Source organism: Moorena producens PAL-8-15-08-1, from assembly GCF_001767235.1.
Lineage (GTDB): Bacteria > Cyanobacteriota > Cyanobacteriia > Cyanobacteriales > Coleofasciculaceae > Moorena > Moorena producens_A.
Map to the genome: position 1 here is coordinate 5,150,109 of NZ_CP017599.1, position 18,083 is coordinate 5,168,191.

Annotated in this window: 18 protein-coding genes; 13 read left to right on the plus strand and 5 right to left on the minus strand. The window is 44.3% G+C overall.

Annotated elements, in window-relative coordinates; genetic code table 11:
* Nucleotides 1–692: 692 nt before the first annotated feature.
* The gene (locus tag BJP34_RS18875; protein WP_229423930.1) at nt 693–1,052 is read right to left on the minus strand and encodes a DUF4351 domain-containing protein; all 360 of its coding nucleotides are present in this window, start codon (nt 1,050–1,052) and stop codon (nt 693–695) included.
* Nucleotides 1,053–1,260: 208 nt separating this feature from the next.
* Nucleotides 1,261–2,133 (minus strand): DUF4351 domain-containing protein, encoded by an 873-nt coding sequence (locus BJP34_RS18880; protein ID WP_070393673.1) that lies wholly within the window; start codon nt 2,131–2,133, stop codon nt 1,261–1,263.
* A 973-nt stretch (nt 2,134–3,106) separates the two neighbouring features.
* Between BJP34_RS18880 and BJP34_RS47640 the strand changes: the two genes are divergently transcribed.
* Complete coding sequence (locus BJP34_RS47640) at nt 3,107–3,307, plus strand: hypothetical protein (protein ID WP_070393674.1); 201 nt, start codon at nt 3,107–3,109, stop codon at nt 3,305–3,307.
* A 126-nt stretch (nt 3,308–3,433) separates the two neighbouring features.
* Here the strand turns inward: BJP34_RS47640 and BJP34_RS43705 are convergent, their stop codons facing one another.
* A complete protein-coding gene (locus BJP34_RS43705; protein ID WP_158517305.1) occupies nt 3,434–3,571 on the minus strand; it encodes a hypothetical protein in 138 nt (45 codons plus the stop codon).
* 309 nt (nt 3,572–3,880) lie between these two features.
* On the opposite strand from BJP34_RS43705, the gene BJP34_RS18890 reads away from it, so the two are divergent.
* From BJP34_RS18890 to ndk, 5 genes are all read left to right on the plus strand, one after another.
* Nucleotides 3,881–6,547, plus strand: coding sequence for a CHAT domain-containing protein (locus BJP34_RS18890; protein WP_070393675.1), 2,667 nt, complete (start codon nt 3,881–3,883; stop codon nt 6,545–6,547).
* Nucleotides 6,548–6,801: 254 nt separating this feature from the next.
* A complete protein-coding gene (locus BJP34_RS18895) occupies nt 6,802–7,854 on the plus strand; it encodes a ParM/StbA family protein (RefSeq protein WP_070393676.1) in 1,053 nt (350 codons plus the stop codon).
* A gap of 39 nt (nt 7,855–7,893) precedes the next feature.
* Nucleotides 7,894–8,619, plus strand: a complete 726-nt coding sequence (locus BJP34_RS18900) for a hypothetical protein (RefSeq protein WP_070393677.1) — start codon at nt 7,894–7,896, stop codon at nt 8,617–8,619.
* Nucleotides 8,620–8,635: 16 nt separating this feature from the next.
* Nucleotides 8,636–9,682 carry a D-alanine--D-alanine ligase family protein gene (locus tag BJP34_RS18905; RefSeq protein ID WP_070393678.1) on the plus strand — a complete coding sequence of 349 codons (1,047 nt, stop codon included), beginning with the start codon at nt 8,636–8,638 and terminating at the stop codon, nt 9,680–9,682.
* Between the two features lie 77 nt (nt 9,683–9,759).
* A complete protein-coding gene (gene ndk / locus BJP34_RS18910; protein ID WP_070393679.1) occupies nt 9,760–10,209 on the plus strand; it encodes a nucleoside-diphosphate kinase in 450 nt (149 codons plus the stop codon).
* A 135-nt stretch (nt 10,210–10,344) separates the two neighbouring features.
* Here the strand turns inward: ndk and BJP34_RS18915 are convergent, their stop codons facing one another.
* Nucleotides 10,345–11,079, minus strand: coding sequence for a TerC family protein (locus BJP34_RS18915; RefSeq protein ID WP_070393680.1), 735 nt, complete (start codon nt 11,077–11,079; stop codon nt 10,345–10,347).
* Between the two features lie 371 nt (nt 11,080–11,450).
* On the opposite strand from BJP34_RS18915, the gene psaM reads away from it, so the two are divergent.
* The 5 genes from psaM (at nt 11,451) to BJP34_RS18935 (ending at nt 14,121) form a co-directional block, all read left to right on the plus strand.
* On the plus strand, nt 11,451–11,546 hold the full coding sequence (psaM, locus tag BJP34_RS18920; protein ID WP_070393681.1) for a photosystem I reaction center subunit XII: 96 nt from the start codon (nt 11,451–11,453) through the stop codon (nt 11,544–11,546).
* A 313-nt stretch (nt 11,547–11,859) separates the two neighbouring features.
* Nucleotides 11,860–12,342: an IS607 family transposase gene (locus BJP34_RS37180; protein ID WP_083305252.1), complete on the plus strand. Its 483-nt coding sequence runs from the start codon at nt 11,860–11,862 to the stop codon at nt 12,340–12,342.
* Nucleotides 12,343–12,439: 97 nt separating this feature from the next.
* Nucleotides 12,440–12,823, plus strand: coding sequence for a helix-turn-helix domain-containing protein (locus BJP34_RS46560; protein ID WP_229424474.1), 384 nt, complete (start codon nt 12,440–12,442; stop codon nt 12,821–12,823).
* A gap of 133 nt (nt 12,824–12,956) precedes the next feature.
* Nucleotides 12,957–13,637 (plus strand): zinc ribbon domain-containing protein, encoded by a 681-nt coding sequence (locus BJP34_RS46565; protein WP_229423931.1) that lies wholly within the window; start codon nt 12,957–12,959, stop codon nt 13,635–13,637.
* Nucleotides 13,638–13,728: 91 nt separating this feature from the next.
* The gene (locus BJP34_RS18935) at nt 13,729–14,121 is read left to right on the plus strand and encodes a hypothetical protein (protein ID WP_070393683.1); all 393 of its coding nucleotides are present in this window, start codon (nt 13,729–13,731) and stop codon (nt 14,119–14,121) included.
* A 199-nt stretch (nt 14,122–14,320) separates the two neighbouring features.
* Here BJP34_RS18935 and BJP34_RS18940 read toward each other — a convergent pair whose 3' ends face one another.
* The gene (locus BJP34_RS18940; RefSeq protein ID WP_070393684.1) at nt 14,321–15,025 is read right to left on the minus strand and encodes a tetratricopeptide repeat protein; all 705 of its coding nucleotides are present in this window, start codon (nt 15,023–15,025) and stop codon (nt 14,321–14,323) included.
* Nucleotides 15,026–15,425: 400 nt separating this feature from the next.
* Here BJP34_RS18940 and BJP34_RS18945 point away from each other — a divergent pair, with 400 nt between their 5' ends.
* On the plus strand, nt 15,426–16,352 hold the full coding sequence (locus tag BJP34_RS18945; protein ID WP_149031055.1) for a hypothetical protein: 927 nt from the start codon (nt 15,426–15,428) through the stop codon (nt 16,350–16,352).
* A 296-nt stretch (nt 16,353–16,648) separates the two neighbouring features.
* Nucleotides 16,649–18,070: a cation:proton antiporter gene (locus tag BJP34_RS18950; protein ID WP_202971991.1), complete on the plus strand. Its 1,422-nt coding sequence runs from the start codon at nt 16,649–16,651 to the stop codon at nt 18,068–18,070.
* Nucleotides 18,071–18,083: the final 13 nt, after the last annotated feature.

Consider the following 18,083-nt stretch of genomic DNA (forward strand, 5'->3'; position numbering starts at 1 on the left):
GCTATACAATAGTTATTCAAAAATTAGACTTATTTAAAGCACCGTGGATTTACCAATCTTCCGCCATTGCCAACACTGTCTGCTGCTATCCCTTAGGAAAAGGCAAGAGGCAGAACCTTGTAAATTATAGCATTTTTCAATTGGATGAAGTTTTTAGAAAATAGGGAACATTTCTATTTGAGTGGTTAACATATAGCGATTTTGATTTTGGTGAGGTACGCATTTTCTGGTTTTAGGGAACAGGGAACAGGGAACAGGGAACAGGGAACAGGGAATAGGGAAGAGAGAAGAGGTAACAGGGTAAACAATGTGTGTACCTCATTATGATAAAAACCACTATAATGGCTTAGGTAAAATCTATAAGTAAAATGTAGTAATCTATAAGCAATATGTATTATAGTATAGGCATGCTAGCGTGTTAAAGAAGCAGATATAAACGCTTTTTTTTATAAAACTTATCTGTAAAAAAAACAATAGTTTTCAAGTTAATAGGTAAGCATATGCGCTACGGGCACGCTGCGCGAACAGCCGTCAGCCTTCAACCAAATGTAGCATGCGCCTAGCGCATAAACTGATAGCTGTTCGCGTAGCGTGGCCAAAGGCCTTAAGCTGATAGCTGATAGCTGTTCGCGTAGCGCTATAACTGGTTCAACCAATTGGTCAAATCCACTTCGGTGTCTTGATGCAGTCGCTCATGGGGGAAACCCCCAAGACCGCGCTGCATCGCTTTCAAAATCTAACAACGCTTCTCCTAAATCCTCCAACTGCTCAAAAGATAATTCCTCAATTTGATTTTGTAATTGGGGATTGATTTCACCTAAGCGACGGTTTAGTAGACGCTTAATTAAATTAAGCTCATTGCGCTTTCCTTCTTCTAATCCCTGTTCTAATCCCTGTTCTAATCCTTGGCGAATAATCCGTTGATAAACTACTGACTCTTGCATCATATCCTCCCTAAAATAGGCTTGAATTAACTGCTCATCAAATTTCACCCCAGCCAACAGTTGCACGCAAGCAGATAGGTTACGCTGCTGTTGTCTGTCTTCAATCATATATACCAAAGGGAACAGGGAACAGGGAACAGGGAACAGGGAACAGGGAGTAGGGAGTAGGGAGTAGGCATGCTAGCAATAAGCGTGTTCAAAAAAAGCAGATATAAACGCTACTTTTTTTATCAAACTTATCTGTAAAAAAACAATATTTTTAAAGTTCATAGGTGTCCCATTCAGCTGACGGCTGAATGGGACACCTAACCGGATGTTACGTATCCATTAACTGGTTCAACCAATTGGTCAAATCCACTTCGGTTTCAAAATCTAACAACGCTTCTCCTAAATCCTCCAACTGGTCAAAGGATAATTTCTCAATTTGATTTTGTAATTGGGGATTGATTTCACCTAAGCGACGGCTAATTTGACGGATAATTAAATTAAGCTCATTGCGCTTTCCTTGTTCTAACCCCTGTTCTAATCCTTGCTCTAATCCTTGTTCTAATCCTTGACGAATAATTCGTTGATAAACTACTGACTCTTGCATCATATCCTCCCGAAAGTAAGCTTGAATTAACTGTTCATCAAATTTCACTCCAGCCAACAGTTGCACGCAAGCAGATAGGTTACGCTGCTGTTGTCTATCTTCGATCATATCGATTCTGGCTGCTACTTGGGATAGCAGGTTTTCTGGCACTTCCGCTTGTGCTAATACTGCCAAGGGTAGTAACCCTGGGGTGGTAAGTAATGGTTGTGGATCACATTCCCAAATCCGAATCACCCGGTAGCGGAAGGATAAGTTCCTCTCGGTAAATTGATTCACAAATACTCCCGCTAATCGGGTTGGTTTCAGGAATATTATTACCTGTTCAATATCACAACGATATTGTCGATATAACCTGACCCAATAATCCAGCATCCGCAGGGGTAAGGGAGGTTCAGATTGGGGTAAGGTTTGAAATTCCAAATGCAAGATAGCATCAGCAACTCGCACAAAAAACAAGGCATCTGCCCGAATTGGTTCTGTGCTTAATTCGGTGTTGAGAATTTCGATATCCTCTGCTGGTTCTTGGTTAAATAACCAACGGGTAAAGGCTTGGGGATATTGTTCAACTAGATATTTTAGGGTACTATCGTAAGTCATTACACATCTGATCTAACTAAGTCAAGTCGCTTGACCTTTGGTCACGCTACGCGAACGCTCCAATTCAAAATTCAAAATTATTAATTCAAAATGACAATCAGTGGGGGCTTTCGCCACTGATTGAAGACCACTGCAATATTATTCAGTGGGGGCTTGTACCCAGAATTAATGAATTCAAAATTTAGGATTTTATTTATTTTGAATTTTGAATTTTGAATTTTGAATTACCCAAAGGGGTCAATTCTGGTTAACTAATCGAAAAGAGGGTTAAGAGCCACAAATTCGACGACTCGAACCTATCCCAAATCATCTTCAATTCTTGATGCAGTCGCTAAAGCCAGGGAAAGGTATGTCGGAAATATTGGCTACTTAACTCACTCTTGAAATTTCCAATAAACCCTGACAATCATTAACGGAATTTCGGGGTATAAAAACCAGGTAAAATGATTGCTATTTTTGGCTTATATTATTTAATTTTATCACATTTATTAGCTAGAATATTACTCGAAGCTTAGTTGATAAATTTCAAGGTATTTTTCGCTAAAATTGGTATAAATTTATTGCATTTAAATCTCTATTTTACCATTAATCAGGGGCAACTCGATTTAAAAGTCCCCCTTATTAAGGGGGATTTAGGGGGATCTAAAAGGGATTAACCAAGCTGACATGTGTCTTAAATAAAGGGTGCATCTCCTAAAAGCTGTTTGACTCGGTGGTGCGTTACGGGGTGGGCTATTTCAATGGTGGCAAAGAGGCAGAAAATCAGGGCGAGCCCACCCCTAACGCACCCTACGCAAAATTTACAAAAGTGAGATACACCCTAAATAAACGCTAATGTATGCTTTCTAATTTCTATGCAATAGTTTTTTTTAACTAATCCTAAAACTCCCAAAAAAAAACTTTTTAAAATTCTTGACAATTAAAACCATAATCATTACAATAATTATGTAAACCCAAGTTAAAATTTTTCACAATGTCAGAACAATTTACTCGCAATTTCAAGAAACAACCAACTCAGCATACGCTCAAAGGTCCTCGTGAATCAGTAATCAATAGTATGCATATGCTTTATTCGCTAGGGTATGCAGAAATCGCGGAGTGGACTCCTCTAGAACCAACGGATATTCCGGGGGAAGTAATTACTACTATGACCAAGTATTGGTTGTTGCCATAACACCTTAATTTTTTGGGGGGTTTCCCCCCCCTTGGCCTTGAGTTTCGGAAATTTCTGACATATGTGATTGCCATAGCCGTGGATAGTATTTCTACGGCTATTTTTTTTTGAATTAAGAATTAAGAATTAAGAATTAAGAATTGATAATTGGGAATCGGGAATCGGGAATCGGGAATCGGGAATTGGGAATCGGGAATCGGGAATTGGGAATCGGGAATCGGCAATCAGGAATCGGGAGACGCAAGAGAGTTTTGTTCCCCCCAAAATTGGGGGGCTAGGGGGGCTAAACCATACCCAGAATCAGCAACACCCAATAATTACCGAGACAATTCTTTCCTTCTGCCCTTCTCCCCATTTCCCTGCTATCGGATCTGACGAAATCGCCCTTACACAAAAAAACTACCCCTCTCTCCTTTTCTCTGTTGTTCTGTGTTCTCCCCCCACACTCCCCCTTTGACCCTAAATGTAAAAACCTACTCCCGACTCCCGATTCCCGATTCCCGACTCCCGACTCCCTACTCCCTACTCCCGACTCCCTTTGCTATCATTTAAATCTGCAACTGGAATTCTCCCATGAGCCGCCAATCCAGTGTCCGTATTGTTCTAGGACTTCTTTTCCTATCCAGCCTCACCATTAGCCTGTGGCTCGGTGATCTTCCCGCTACCACCTGGCAACTGCAACGGGGAAACCCAGCCACAGCTCAATCCCCTGATGCTAGCCAACTTGTCCAACAAGGGGTGGAACACTACCAACTGGGAGATTTTACTAGCGCTATAGAGTATTGGCAAACTGCCCTAACTACTTATCAAGAAACCAACAACCGCCCTAACCAAACTATTGTTCTAGAAAACCTAGCGAGAGCTTATCAGCAAATTGGTCAAATCGACGAAGCCATTAACTACTGGGAAAAAGTTATCACTAATTATCAGCAACTGGGGGATTTACAACAGGTAGGGCGGATGCTTACTGAACTGGCTCAAGCTTATAGTAAATTGGGGCAAAATCAAACAGCGATCGCATTATTATGTGGTACCTTTAATTATGATAATCCCCAAGATAACCCCTGTGTGCCAGAAAGTGCTTTACAACTTGCTCACAGCCATCAAGACCAACTTGGAGTTGCTGCGGCTCTGGGGAGTTTAGGGGATGCTTATCGCCTCAGGGGCAAATACGATCTAGCCATTAACTATCTCGAAGAGAGCTTAACTATTGCCCAAGAAATTGACCACCTTCCCTATCAATCCTCAGCCCTGAATAGTTTAGGTAATGCCTACAGTAGCAAAGCTCAGCTCAGCTATCGTCGTGCAAACTCTGCTGACAAAATCGGCTACACAACAAAGGCTTCGGAACTCGAAGCAAAAGCTAAAAATAACGATAGGGAAGCACTAAAGTATTTTCAGACAAGCCTCGACCTTGCTATTACTCAAAACGACCAATCCGGTCAAATCCGGGCAAGGCTTAATGAGATTCCCCTGTACTACCGCCTTAGTGAATCTAGCGCTAGTGTTATGAAATGGCAAAAAGAATGGCAAAAAGCCTACTCCCTGTTGGAAACTCTACCAGATTCCCAGGATAAGGTTTATGCTGCCATTGAGTTAGCTAACCTGTTGCAACCCATTGCTCCGGCTCATGAAACTAGTCCCTGGATACGATGCTATCAGCCCAAACTAGAACCCCAGGCTACTGCACTCCTGGCTCAAGCCGTTTCAATAGCGCAACGGATTAATGACCACCGCTCCCAATCCTTTGCCCTAGGGGAACTGAGTCATATCTATGAGTGTCGTGGCGAGTATACCAAAGCGCTAGAGTTAAGCCAACAAGCTAGATTAGCAGCTGAGCAAAACTTGCTGGCAAAGGATAGTCTGTACTTGTGGGAGTGGCAAACAGCACGGATTTTTAAGGAGCAGGGGAAAGTAACTGAGGCAATCGGAGCCTATGAAAACGCGATCGCTACTCTCGAAACAATCCGTAGCGATATCCTAACTGCCAGTCGAGATGTCCAATTTGATTTTCTTGACACCGTTAACCCAATTTACCGACAGTTAGTGGCATTGAGGTTAGAGGGAGATCAAACTTTCCTAAAATCAGCTTCACCCGATGTGCGTACTCAGAATATTAACATTGTCCTGAAAACCATTGATGGTCTCAAACTAGCAGAATTACAAGATTATTTTGGTAACGACTGTGTGTTAGCAGCAGTGAATCCAGCCAGAGTTGACCTAGTCAGTACTCGCACAGCTGTGATTAGCACCATTATCCTCAAAGACCGAACTGCAGTAATTTTAAGTCTGCCTAATGGTGAAAAGCAATGGTCGTGGATTGATAGTGACCGCGACAGTATAAGACAAGACATTAATAAATTTCGTAGAGAACTAGAAAGCTTTTTTGAGCCTTACAATTCCCAACAGGCACAAAAAATTTATAATTGGTTAATTCGTCCTTTTGCCAATCAATTAGAACAAGCTAAAATAGAAACCCTGGTCTTCATCAATGATGGCATCCTACGCACTGTGCCAATGGCAGCCCTCCACGACGGGGAAAAATTTTTAGTTGAACGCTATGCGATCGCAACCACTCCCACCCTCACCCTGACTGAGCCTAAAGCATTAACAGCTGGGAGTTGGCGAGCACTGGTGTTGGGCTTAACCAAAGAAGCTATTGTCGATGGTCGTGAATTTGAAGCCTTGAGCAATGTATCCACAGAAGTTAAGGCAGTGACACAGACCATACCAGAGAGCAAACAGCTACTGGATGAGGAATTTACCCGCGATCGCTTACAAGAAGAATTAGGCACAACGGTTTACCCGATTATTCACATAGCTACTCACGGTGAGTTCGGCACTGAACCGGAGGATACTTTCCTAGTCACTGGGGAAAATGATCAACTCACCATTGATGAATTAGATCGGGTAATTCGCAGTGTAACTAGTACTACTGAGCCAGTGGAGTTAATCTCCCTCACTGCCTGTCGAACTGCCACTGGTGATGACCGAGCGGCCTTAGGTTTAGCCGGTGTAGCTGTTCAAGCAGGAGCCAGAAGTGCCTTAGCCTCGCTTTGGTTCATTAATGATCAAACCACTGCCCAAATTGCCGCCCAATTCTACCAGGGTTTGCGACAATCAAACTTAAACAAAGCCCAAGCGCTTCGTGCTGCTCAAATCGCTTTACTTGAAGCAGGAGGACAATATGCTCGCCCCGCCTATTGGGCACCTTATCTAGTAATTGGAAATTGGTTTTAATCTTAGGTGTATAACAGGTCTATGAATCAGTATTCTACTATTATTAGATGAAATAGCTAGATGCCATAGTGTCCAACCAACTTTAGTCAACCTGCGTCTGTTGCACAACTAGTCTAAGGATTTTTGGCCATTGGTGCCAGAGCGATCGCAAACAGCCTGATCAATGTCCGCACCCCGCTCTTGCCTAGACGGGGCTTCCAAACATCGGACTATTTTTTGTGAGTTGAGTTAGACAAACTCTTATATACTAACCAATGACTGCTAAACAGCTTGCTACCATCGTGAACAAAGTTCCTATTCTCAGCATTGACTTAGGTCGCACCTCCACTAAAGCTTGTATCAGCCGTTACCCCGATGGTGTAGTGCTCATTCCTGCCAACGTTGCCCATCTTACCGTTGAGCAAGTGCGTCGGGGTGGGTTTGAAGCTCGACTGGGTGACCCTCTATTAGATATTTGGCTGGAGTATCAAGGCAAAGGATACGCCATTGGACAACTAGCTGCTGACTTCGGAGCTAACTTGGGTGTTGGTCAATCGAAAGTAGAAGATGCCTTGATAAAAGTTTTTGCCTGCGTAGGACATTTCGAGCTTCAAGGTGACTTGGCAATTATCATGGGATTGCCCTACCATTCCCAAGAGCAGTTTGAGCGTGAAAAAGAGGAATTAATTGGTATCCTGGCTTCTCCTCATGTCATGTACTACAGAGGGGAACAAGTCTCGATTACGATTAAGAAAGTTTGGGTAATACCAGAGGGCTATGGTAGCTTGATCTGGGTTGAAGTTCAGGAAAAAGAACCATCCGATGGCGGATTACATGACCGTTCCGTCGCCGTTGTGGATATTGGCCACCAAACCACTGACTTTATCATGGCAGATTCGTTCCGATTTGCTAGAGGAGCATCTCAGAGTGAAGCATTTGCCATGAATGAGTTTTATGATCAATTAGCTGCCCAAATTCAGGGAGCTGACAGTCAATCGTTACTATTAATCAAAGCGGTTAATCGTCCAGAGGGAGAGCGCTTTTATCGTCCTAAAGGTGCTGCTCAGCCCACAGACCTCGACGAAATTATACCCAGTTTGCGCAAAAGTTTTGCCCGTGAACTATCTGATCGCTTGCTCGCTTGGCTACCAGAACGCACCACAGACGTAGTCGTGACCGGTGGTGGTGGACAATTCTTCTGGAATGATCTTCAACTTATCTTTAAGGAAGCTAGACTCAAGGGTTACTTAGCTCAACCCTCTCGAAAAGCGAATGCTTTGGGACAATACATTTATGGAGAGGTGCAGAAGCAGTCAGCATCTCGATAAATTGTATTGTAATTATCCGATATTATAGGCATAATTCCCATGGCACCGATCGCAAAAAAAGTAAATAAAACAGTAGCATTTACCGCTAACCGGGAGGATCAAGCCCTACTAAAGGCAGTGGAGAAAGAACTAGCTAAGGGTCAGTATCCTAGCTTTAGCATGTTTTGCAAGCAAGCTATCCAAGAGTTTCTGTTAAAACCAGAATCCTCTCAGGAAAAAGCCTCCTCCCAGGAAACAACCGAGGGAACAACCGAGGAAACAGCAAGTGTTGGAAATCTTGAAGACAAGCTAACCCAACTGCAGCAGCAATTAACTGAAGTGGTACAGACGTTATCCGTTCAGAGTCCTAGCCAACTGAATAGTCAGCTAACTGATCTGACTCAACGAATTGAGGAAATAGACTCTAATACAACTCAACAATTGACCCAGTTACAACAGCAGCTTGGGAAATTAGAGCAAGTTCTATCTACTGAAGAATCCTCTGAACAACTTGATGATCAATTGACAGCCTTAATCCAACAGGTCAAGCAAGTCGATGACCGTTCTCATCAACAACTCGAACACTTAAAACAGCAAGTTGCTGGTGTAGAAACAGTGCTGTCCAATTTTAGTACCACGGATGTGTCTCGCGCCACAGAACAGGGATCCACAGCAAAAGCGACTAGAGAGTCAGATGCTACGGCTCAAGTAGGATGGGAAAAAGACGCTGATCAATCTGATGATCCGTTACTAAGTCGCTTGGGTTCTTTATTAGAGGATTTTTAATTAACTGTATACTAATATGACAAAACGCAGAGTTGGACTGCTGTTTGGTGGTGTCTCAGGAGAACACGAAGTTTCGATTAGTTCTGCAAGAGCGATCGCAAACGCTCTGTGTGCCGATGAAAATGCCTCTAAGTACGAATTGGTGCCAGTTTACATTCAAAAAAATGGCATCTGGACAGCGGTCGAAACTATCGCACAGGTTTTAGACTCGGGAACTCCCCTAGAATCTGCTCCTAACGGTAATGTCTGGCAATTTCCTGCCGTTGTCAGTGAGGTAGATGTCTGGTTTCCCATCCTCCATGGGCCGAATGGGGAAGATGGCACAGTTCAGGGATTACTAACCCTGATGGGAGTTCCCTTTGTCGGTAGTGGTGTTTTGGGTTCTGCTGTAGGCATGGACAAGCTGGCAATGAAGACAGTATATGCCCAAGCCGGATTACCCCAAGTCAACTACATGGAAGTTTTGCGTACGCAAGTTTGGTCCGATCCCTGTGTATTTACCAAACTTTGTGACCAAATTGAGGAAACCTTAAACTATCCCTGCTTTGTCAAACCAGCTAATTTAGGCTCATCGGTAGGGATTGCCAAAGTGCGATCGCGTTCTGAATTAGAAGCCGCCTTAGATAATGCTGCTAATTATGACCGCAGGTTGATTGTAGAAGAAGGGGTAGTAGGGCGAGAAGTAGAGTGTGCTGTACTAGGGAACGATCATCCCAAAGCCTCAGTAGTTGGTGAAATTACTTATGAGAGTGATTTCTATGACTACGAAACCAAATACACTCAGGGTCAAGCGGACTTGTTAATCCCCGCTCCCTTGCCTAGTGACGTAACTAGTCAGATTCAGGAAATGGCAATCCAGGCGTTTACTGCCGTTGATGGGGCTGGTTTAGCACGGGTAGACTTCTTTTATGTCGAAGCCACTAAGGAAATCTTCATCAACGAGATCAACACCTTACCAGGTTTTACGGCAACCAGTATGTATCCCCAACTGTGGGCAGCTACAGGTGTTCCGTTTCCAGAATTAGTGGATCAGTTAATTCAACTAGCAATAGAGCGGGCTTGAATCTTAGTCCTAAAGGAATATCATAGGAAAGGCTATGCCCAAGATTGACCTGAGTTAACTAATTTGAGGAGAGAAACTTGGAACGGACATTTCTGATGGTTAAGCCGGATGGTGTACAACGGAATCTTGTTGGTCAAATCATCCAGCGTTTTGAGACAAAAGGTTTTACCTTAGTTGGGCTGAAGCTGATGAACGTCAGCCGTGAACTTGCCGAACAGCATTACGCTGTTCACAAAGAGAGACCTTTCTTTCCCAAACTAATCGAATTCATCATCTCTGGTCCTGTAGTAGCAATGGTCTGGGAAGGAAATGGAGTAGTGGCTTCCGCAAGAAAGATGATTGGTGCTACCAAACCTCTGGAAGCTGAACCAGGAACCATTCGGGGCGATTATGGGTTAGACACAGGTCGCAATCTTATCCATGGCTCAGATGCCATTGAGACAGCGCAGCAGGAGATTAGTCTTTGGTTTAAGGACGAAGAGCTAGTTAGCTGGGAACCAACCATAACCTCTTGGCTTTATGAGTAACGGTAACATTTACCTTTAAACGGGAAGTCCAACGCTCTACCCATGTTTGGTGAGCGTTGGGATTATTGATTGGGAGATGGCCGAATTCTTCCCGACTCTTGTTAAAAGCAGTTAGCGGCTAGCTTCTTTTGCCCTTTAGTCTTTCGTCAAAGCCGGTCGCCCTTCGTTTTCCACAGGAATTGGCTCAAGGTCTGGGGTCTTAGACTTTTCAGAAAATCCCCACATGAACACTAGGGCAATGGCAGCAACCATTAACCATTCCGGTGGCACTAATTCCGGTTTAATCGCTCTGACCAACAGCCGCAATCCCACAAAGCCCACGGTAATGTAGCCAGCATCCTCGAGATAGACATACTCTTTCAACCAACGAATAAATAAGCCCGCCATGAAGCGCAGGGCAATTACCCCAATGGTGCCACCAGCAATAACCAGCCAGGTCTGGTCAGAAATTGCGATCGCTGTCGTGACACTATCCAAGGAAAAAGCTAAATCGGTAACAGCAATTAGCGGAATTGCCTGCCATAGAGAAGTGAACTTCGGGCCATGATGGTGATGGTCTTCATCTTGATCAGATCTGAAATACTCAAAGACCAACCAGAGCAGATAGGCTGCTCCCAATAACTCACACTGCCAAAACTGCACTACCCAAGTGGCTGTGAGAATCAAAGTGATTCGTAGCACATAGGCAACTGCTAAGCCCAAGTTAAGAGCATGGCGTTGAAGTTGTTTGGTCTGTAAGCCTTGGGAGATCGCAGCTAATGCGATCGCATTATCAGCAGACAGTACAGCTTCTAGTGCCACCAGAATCAACAAAACCACAGGAGCCTCAAGCCCAACATTAAACGATGAGTTAATAATTTGGTCTAGCATTAAAAATTATTAAGGTCTTAAAGGGTTAACTTAGTATATGTAATATATGTAATCGCCAAAATTACTAAAACTTTGATATCTAACTTAATTAATCTTAACATTTAATCAGAATTTTAGTGCGCAACGGACCCTACTGAGGTTCCAACACCCACACCGAACCTGCAGCAAGATAAAGGTAATAGCTGTGATTGCAATTTGAGATCAACCCAAGCTAGAAGAATTCTATTATCTGGATTGGACAAGTTATTGTGATAAAATTCCATAACTAGCCCAATTAGTTGGCTGTGGTGCGACCCGTGGCAAATTTGATTACGGGTCAAGCGCGCCGTTAATGGTATAGAATATCGCTCAAATAAAGGAGATTGTATACGATGCCTATTTCAGATGCCCAAGTTATCGGAGCTCTATTGCTGGCTTTGCTTCCAGGATTTCTAGCATTCCGCCTGTCTACTGAACTTTACAAATAATCCATCGGAAGCTCAAAGCCTTGCTCCTAAGCGGCCTGGATCTAGAGCGGACAAAGGATCAACAAAATCGTTTGATTGACCCCAGCCATAATCTAGGATGTGGGTGGGGTTAGCTAAACTAGTTAATGAATCGCGAAGCCTCATTAAAGCTAGTGAAATCCATGGGGAGATGGAAAAGAGGAAGAGAACCTTGCTAGCTAAGTCTTTGATGAATAAGTCTTTGATGAATAAGTCTTTGATTAAAAAGAGGGGCTTGTCACAGTTGATTGAAATATACACTAATCTACCACTATCTCCAAGCCTGTGGTAGATCATAACTAGGGCACTTGTACCACTCCGTAAGGCGGTCGAACTTACGGGACTCTCCAGGAACACTCTAAGGAAGTATGCAGATAATGGGACAATCAAATGGGAAAAAACCCCAGGAGGAACTAGATTCTTTGACACAGAGAGCAAGCTCCGCCTCGGTGCCAGATCATCTCAACATCTTCAAGCTGTTTGCTGCTACTGCCTCCTCAGCAGTAGCAAACAAAGGGACGACCTCGCCAGGCAAGTCGCCTACAAGCACTCCCTCTTCCCGGAAGCGGAGATCATCTTTGACATCGGTTCAGGACTCAACTACAAAAGAAAAGGACTTAGAACCATATTGGAGCGAATTGTGCTCGGAGATCAGCTCACGATTGTTGTTGCCTGTAGAGACCGACTTACCCGATTCGGGTTTGAACTTATTGAGTACCTGGTCGGTCTCAACGGTGGAAAAATCCTGGTTCTCGACCAACCTGAAAGTTGTCTTTGATCAGAGCAAGCCGCAGATCTTCTGTCCATCATTCAAGTCTTCTGTTGCCTTGTCCACGGACTCCGAAAGTACGGTTCGAAAATCAAAGAAGATCCGAGTGTTCCTAAACCCTGAGCAACGCTCAATAGTTCGTAAGTGGTTTGGAGTGTCCCGTTATGTTTTCAATAAAACCGTCAAGATCCTCTCTGATGGTGAGACCAAAGCTAATTGGAAAGCTATTAAGACTGGCATATTAAATGACCTCCCTGAGTGGTGTAAAGCAGTGCCTTATCAAATCAAATCTATAGCGATAAAGGATGCTTGCACTGCTGTTAGAGAGGCCAAGAAAAAATACAAAAAAACTTCACAAATTAACCGAGTAAGATTTAGGTCTCGTAAGAACCCTGTTCAGTCTTGCTATATCCCTAAGTCAGCAGTGTCTAGGAAAGGTGTCTATCACACAAAGCTGGGAGAAATTGCCAATGCTCGTGACTCTACCTGAGAATATCTGTGATTGTCGATTAACTAGCACTAACGGTAATTGCTACCTGGTAGTTCCCCATGAAGCAACTAATGTTAAAGCCGAAAACCAAGGCAGAGTAGTCGCTTTAGACCCCGGTGTTAGGACTGTCTTGATGCAGTCGCTCATGGGGGAAACCCCCAAGACCGCGCTGCATCGCTTTTTGACATTCTTTAGTGAGACTTCTGTTGGAAAGATTGGGGATGGTGATTTTTCCCGAATTCAGCGACTTTGTTCTCATCTCGATAGTCTGATGTCCCGAACAAGTAAAGCGTGTAAAGGACAAAAGCGCCGAAGGAGAAAAGCCGCTAGAAGGATGATCATAAAAATCCAGAATCTGATCAACGAATTACATCACAAAGCTGCCCGATTCTTAGTTGACAACTTTGATGTGATTTTGCTTCCCACTTTTGAGACTTCTCAGATGTCCCGAAAGACTAACCGCAAGATTAGATCGAAAACAGTTCGCAATATGCTCTCTTTTGCTCATTATCGTTTCAAAGAATTCCTAAAGTATAAAGCCCAAGAAACAGGGAAAATTGTTGTAGATGTTTGTGAAGCCTATACGAGTAAAACCGTTAGTTGGACTGGGGAGCTGGTTAACATCGGCGGCAGCAAAATAATTAAATCAAAAGTTGATGGCCGATCTATGGATCGAGACATTAACGGCGCTCGTGGGATATTCCTGCGTTCGCGCAGCGTGGCCTACGGCCATGCCCTGGGAGATACCCCCTGGCTGAGAAATCAGCTTGCATTAGTGAGCCTTGATTTGCCTTTGGTAGATTTTGGTAGCTAAAAAGTATCGGTGCATACTCAAAACTCTATCCTAATCAACCCAATAATAAACCCAAGGGCGCTGGTGTACCAGCGTGGCATTGTAAACGGAAATGAACGCAATCCAACCCTCTGACTCAACTCGGGTACCATCAAAACCTCGCCGAAGAGTTCCTCGAATCAAGCACCGTCCGCAGCGACAGTCTTACGGGGCAGTTGCTGGTGAAACTACTGCTAAGTTACTTGTAAACCTAGTTCTCTGTGCTGCTGCGATTACCGCACTCATGGAACTATTACCTTATCATCTCTCACAGCAAGCCAAGTTGCGAGAAGTAAAACGAGAGGTGAAGCGAACTGAGACACGAGTGAATAACTTGCGCCGTGAATTCAGTCGCTCTTTTGACCCCAGGCAAGCCCAGAAAGTAATGCGAGAGCAAAGCTTACGACGTGATCCGAATCAGCTTCAGGTCGTCTGGCAAGATCCAGACTTAGGGGATGGAAATTAGTTATACTTCCGGTGGGCATAAACTGAGCTAAAGGTAATCGGTAGAGCAAGCTCTGTGGGTTCGCGCCCCGCGTGACCTACGGTCAATCCCGTAGCGTGGCCATAGGCCAATCCCATAAGCGCGAAAGCTTCCCGTGACTCCCGTAGCGTCTCCTAGGGAGAATCGCTGTTTGGGACGCAAGAGCTAACCACTAATCCCTTCAAGCTCTCAGTGGCTTAAGCAAATCATTGATCCAATTTTCCACTTTCTCGCGCAAGGAATCAGAAGAACCAGACAATGGCAGCCACTTCAAAGCCTTTTGATAGTCGCTGATGGCACAGTTCCAGTCACCCCTGAGATGGTAAGTACGCCCTCTCTGAGCATAGACATGGTCTTCCAGGCATCCTAGCATTAGAGCCATGTCAAGGTTTTCTAGGGCTAAATCGTACAATCCCAATTCCCGGAAGGTGATCGCTTGGTTAATCCAGGTGCGGATATTTCCCGGATTGAGATCAATAGCTTGCTCGTAGTCGGTGAGGGCTTCAGCCAGTTGCCCAACTGATGCATAATAATTAGCGCGATTGTTGTAAGCACTGTCCAATCTGGGATCAATTCGCAGTGCCTGATTGTAATCAAATAGAGCTTTGTAAGGCTGACCACTTTGGAAATACAGCAATCCCCGATTGTTGTAGTCTGATGCGCTGGTGGGATTGAGATTAATCAACTGGGTTAACAATGCGATCGCACTGCTGTAATCCCCTTGTTTCACTTTCGAGTTTGCTAAGGTGCGCAGGCTTTTCACAGAATGTATGTGGCTTTTTCTAGGCACTAGCTTCACTGGTGCTAAATGCCTGTGGTTTTTGCGGGACATTGGGAACCACTGTCGATTATGGTTTTGCCGATTTAGAAAAGTAGGAGCATTCATAATTGCCTCAACCTCATTTGCAGCCTATCTAGATTCAACCTTACGGCTAACAGCACCCAGCTGGTTGGTCTTAATGTGTCACTTATTCATGCGTCTTCGGTGTACCCAAGAAAACCATCCAGATTGTCCCTCGGACTTGGGACTCTTCTTTGAAGACTACAGCAGTAATATGACAGTTTCCTGAAAGACGAATTAATTTTGTTGGGATTCTTGTATAGAGGGGTTGGGAGTGGACAGTGTTGGGAAGATGCACAATTCCTGACGGGGTAGTGGTCTCATTACTGAACTGCAGGTATAGCACAAAGCCGATAGATATGTTCAAAATAGTATAGTTACTATTCCATAGCATCCACTCTCAGGAGGAAATCCTGTGTCATCCCTTCCCCCTTCAATTCCACCTGTGTCTTCGCCCCCAACCAACCAATGGCTGCGAATGGTAGGGATGTGGCTAGCAGTTGCTGTCATTGGTGCAGGGCTAGGTTGGTCATATCAAGAATGGCAAAGTTATCGAAATCTACTCTTACGCTTAGAAGAGGTTCAGAAGCACCGATCAGAACGGGAATATGAAAAATGCATCAATAAAGCCACTACTATTCCTAAAAAGTCGCCTATATATCAACAGACTCAGGTTATTTTCAATGAGTGCGCCGAGAAACTATTTGGAAAAGCTAAGATACTAGCTGCAGCGAACCAATTTAAAGACGCAATTATCGAGGCCAATAAGCTGACCCCAGATAGTCTTCCTTACCAAGAGGCACAACAGTTAATTGATCAGTGGTCTAACAGCCTATTTCAGAAAGCTACCAAGCTGTATCAGGAACAAGGGAAGCTCAATGAAGCCATTGCTCTAACTCAGGTCATTCCTGAAACTAATCTAATTCGTCAAAGATTACCGGAGACCATTGCCCAATGGAAACAAGAGTGGGCTGTGAATGTATCGATTCGCAAACAAGCACTTCAAGCCCTGGAGGCAGGTCAATGGCAACAGGCTAAGCAAAACGCTAGGAGGGTGACCACTGGCTATTGGCAAAAGCAAGTTGAACCAATTATAGACAGGGCAGATGCGAAAATTTCTACTATAGAAGCCCACCAAGAAGCTCAACGAGTCAGACGACAAGCCCAGCAAGAGGCTCAACGAGTCAGACGACAAGCCCAGCAAGAGGCTCAACGCATAGCCAGAGAAAAAGCACAACAAAAAGCTCAGGAGCAGGATCGACGTAGACAGCAATGCATTAAGCTGGTAACGAAATACACTGAAGAAAATGAGTGGGCTCTCAAAGAATACGAAAGGTTAAGATGTGATGATTTTCCCCATGAGCTATTTTAACTAAGCCATCGGGTTGTTCTTATCCTAGACACACTGGTCCTTTCCCATGGGCTTGATTAGGCATGATAGCACGATACGCTTAGGCACGATACGCTTAGGCATTAAATATCAGAAGTTAACCCAACATCTAACACCTCAGACCTAACACCTGACACCTAATACCTAACACCTAACACCTAACCCTCAAAACTAAATTGACAGAGTACTAGCTTAGTTTGAGCCCCTGACTAGACCTTAGAGGCTCAAGGATTGCCATAATTTTTGTAAAGTATAATGAATGATTTATTTGCAACTACATGGCTGATATAACTGGCTGGGTGAATCTCCTCACCCCGTTACCATTACTCCCCCCTGAACACCCTCTCCCATCCCTATTGGCAACAGCAACTGAAGCCACTGCTAATGAAGCAGAAAACGGTTCACTGGTTCTTGCAGGAGTGCTATTGAGTCTAGTGGTGATCTACTTCGCCAGTAAACTCGGAGGCGAAATTTGTGCTCGGATTAACTTACCACCGGTATTAGGGGAATTGGTTGGTGGTGTAGTTGTCGGGGTTTCTGCTCTAAATCTGCTAGTTTTCCCAGAAGGGGGCAGTGCGGCTAGCAATTCTTTAATGATGAGCTTTCTCCAAACTACCGCTGGTCTAACCCCAGAAGCTACCAACTCAGTATTTGAGTCTACTAGCGAGGTGATTTCCGTCTTAGCGGAACTCGGCGTGATCATCCTGTTATTTGAAATTGGACTAGAGTCTGACCTCAAAGAACTGATCCGTGTAGGTCCGCAGGCCGCTGTGGTAGCTGTAGTTGGGGTGGTTGTTCCCTTTGCTGCTGGTACTGCTGGTTTAGCTTACCTATTTCATATTTCTGCTGTTCCTGCTATTTTTGCTGGTGCTGCCCTAACTGCCACTAGTATCGGGATTACCGCTAAAGTCCTAGCAGAAATTGGACAGCTGAGTTCTAAAGAAGGGCAAATTATCATTGGTGCTGCCGTACTCGATGATGTCTTAGGAATTATTGTCCTGGCTGTGGTGGCTAGTCTGGCAAAAACTGGGGAAGTCGTGATCACTAATGTGATCTATTTGATTATTAGTGCTGGTGTCTTCCTAGTTGGAGCAATTCTAATCGGTCGCTTCCTCGGTCCGTATTTCGTTGCCTTGGTCAAGGAAATGAAAACTCGAGGTCAGGTATTACTGACAGCACTCATTTTTGCCTTTGTCTTGTCCTATATTGCCACAGCTATCCAATTAGAAGCCATTTTAGGAGCCTTTGCTGCTGGGCTGGTCTTAGCAGAAACGGATAAGCGTCGAGAATTGGAAGAACAGGTCCTACCAGTGGCAGATATACTTGTGCCCATCTTCTTTGTTACAGTGGGAGCCAAAACTGATTTGAGTGTGCTTAACCCAGCAGTTCCCAGTAATCGCGAGGGTTTGATCTTGGCAACTTTCCTGATTGTGGTGGCAATTCTTGGTAAGGTGATCACAGGATTGACAGTCTTTGGTCAATCAGGAATTAACCGTCTGGCTATTGGGGTTGGCATGATTCCCAGAGGTGAAGTGGGGCTAGTCTTTGCTGGTGTTGGTTCAGCAAGTGGTGCTCTCTCAGAAGCCACTGAAGCAGCGATTATCATGATGGTTATCTTAACGACTTTTGTCGCTCCGCCTTTGTTGCGGTTGGTCTTTCAAGAGCCATCTGAGCCGGTGGAAACAGCTGGAGAGTCTTGAGACTTGTTGCTAA

Excerpts from the sequence above, each read along its gene's own strand:
- BJP34_RS46565 (WP_229423931.1), top strand. The coding sequence starts at position 12,957 with ATGCAGTCGCTCATGGGGGAAACCCCCAAGACCGCGCTGCATCGCTTT.
- BJP34_RS18875 (WP_229423930.1), bottom strand. The coding sequence starts at position 1,052 with ATGATTGAAGACAGACAACAGCAGCGTAACCTATCTGCTTGCGTGCAA.
- psaM (WP_070393681.1), top strand. The coding sequence starts at position 11,451 with ATGCCTATTTCAGATGCCCAAGTTATCGGAGCTCTATTGCTGGCTTTG.
- BJP34_RS18890 (WP_070393675.1), top strand. The coding sequence starts at position 3,881 with ATGAGCCGCCAATCCAGTGTCCGTATTGTTCTAGGACTTCTTTTCCTA.
- BJP34_RS18935 (WP_070393683.1), top strand. The coding sequence starts at position 13,729 with ATGAACGCAATCCAACCCTCTGACTCAACTCGGGTACCATCAAAACCT.
- BJP34_RS18915 (WP_070393680.1), bottom strand. The coding sequence starts at position 11,079 with ATGCTAGACCAAATTATTAACTCATCGTTTAATGTTGGGCTTGAGGCT.
- BJP34_RS18950 (WP_202971991.1), top strand. The coding sequence starts at position 16,649 with ATGGCTGATATAACTGGCTGGGTGAATCTCCTCACCCCGTTACCATTA.
- BJP34_RS18895 (WP_070393676.1), top strand. The coding sequence starts at position 6,802 with ATGACTGCTAAACAGCTTGCTACCATCGTGAACAAAGTTCCTATTCTC.
- BJP34_RS18940 (WP_070393684.1), bottom strand. The coding sequence starts at position 15,025 with ATGAATGCTCCTACTTTTCTAAATCGGCAAAACCATAATCGACAGTGG.
- BJP34_RS18905 (WP_070393678.1), top strand. The coding sequence starts at position 8,636 with ATGACAAAACGCAGAGTTGGACTGCTGTTTGGTGGTGTCTCAGGAGAA.
- BJP34_RS18880 (WP_070393673.1), bottom strand. The coding sequence starts at position 2,133 with ATGACTTACGATAGTACCCTAAAATATCTAGTTGAACAATATCCCCAA.
- BJP34_RS18900 (WP_070393677.1), top strand. The coding sequence starts at position 7,894 with ATGGCACCGATCGCAAAAAAAGTAAATAAAACAGTAGCATTTACCGCT.
- BJP34_RS47640 (WP_070393674.1), top strand. The coding sequence starts at position 3,107 with ATGTCAGAACAATTTACTCGCAATTTCAAGAAACAACCAACTCAGCAT.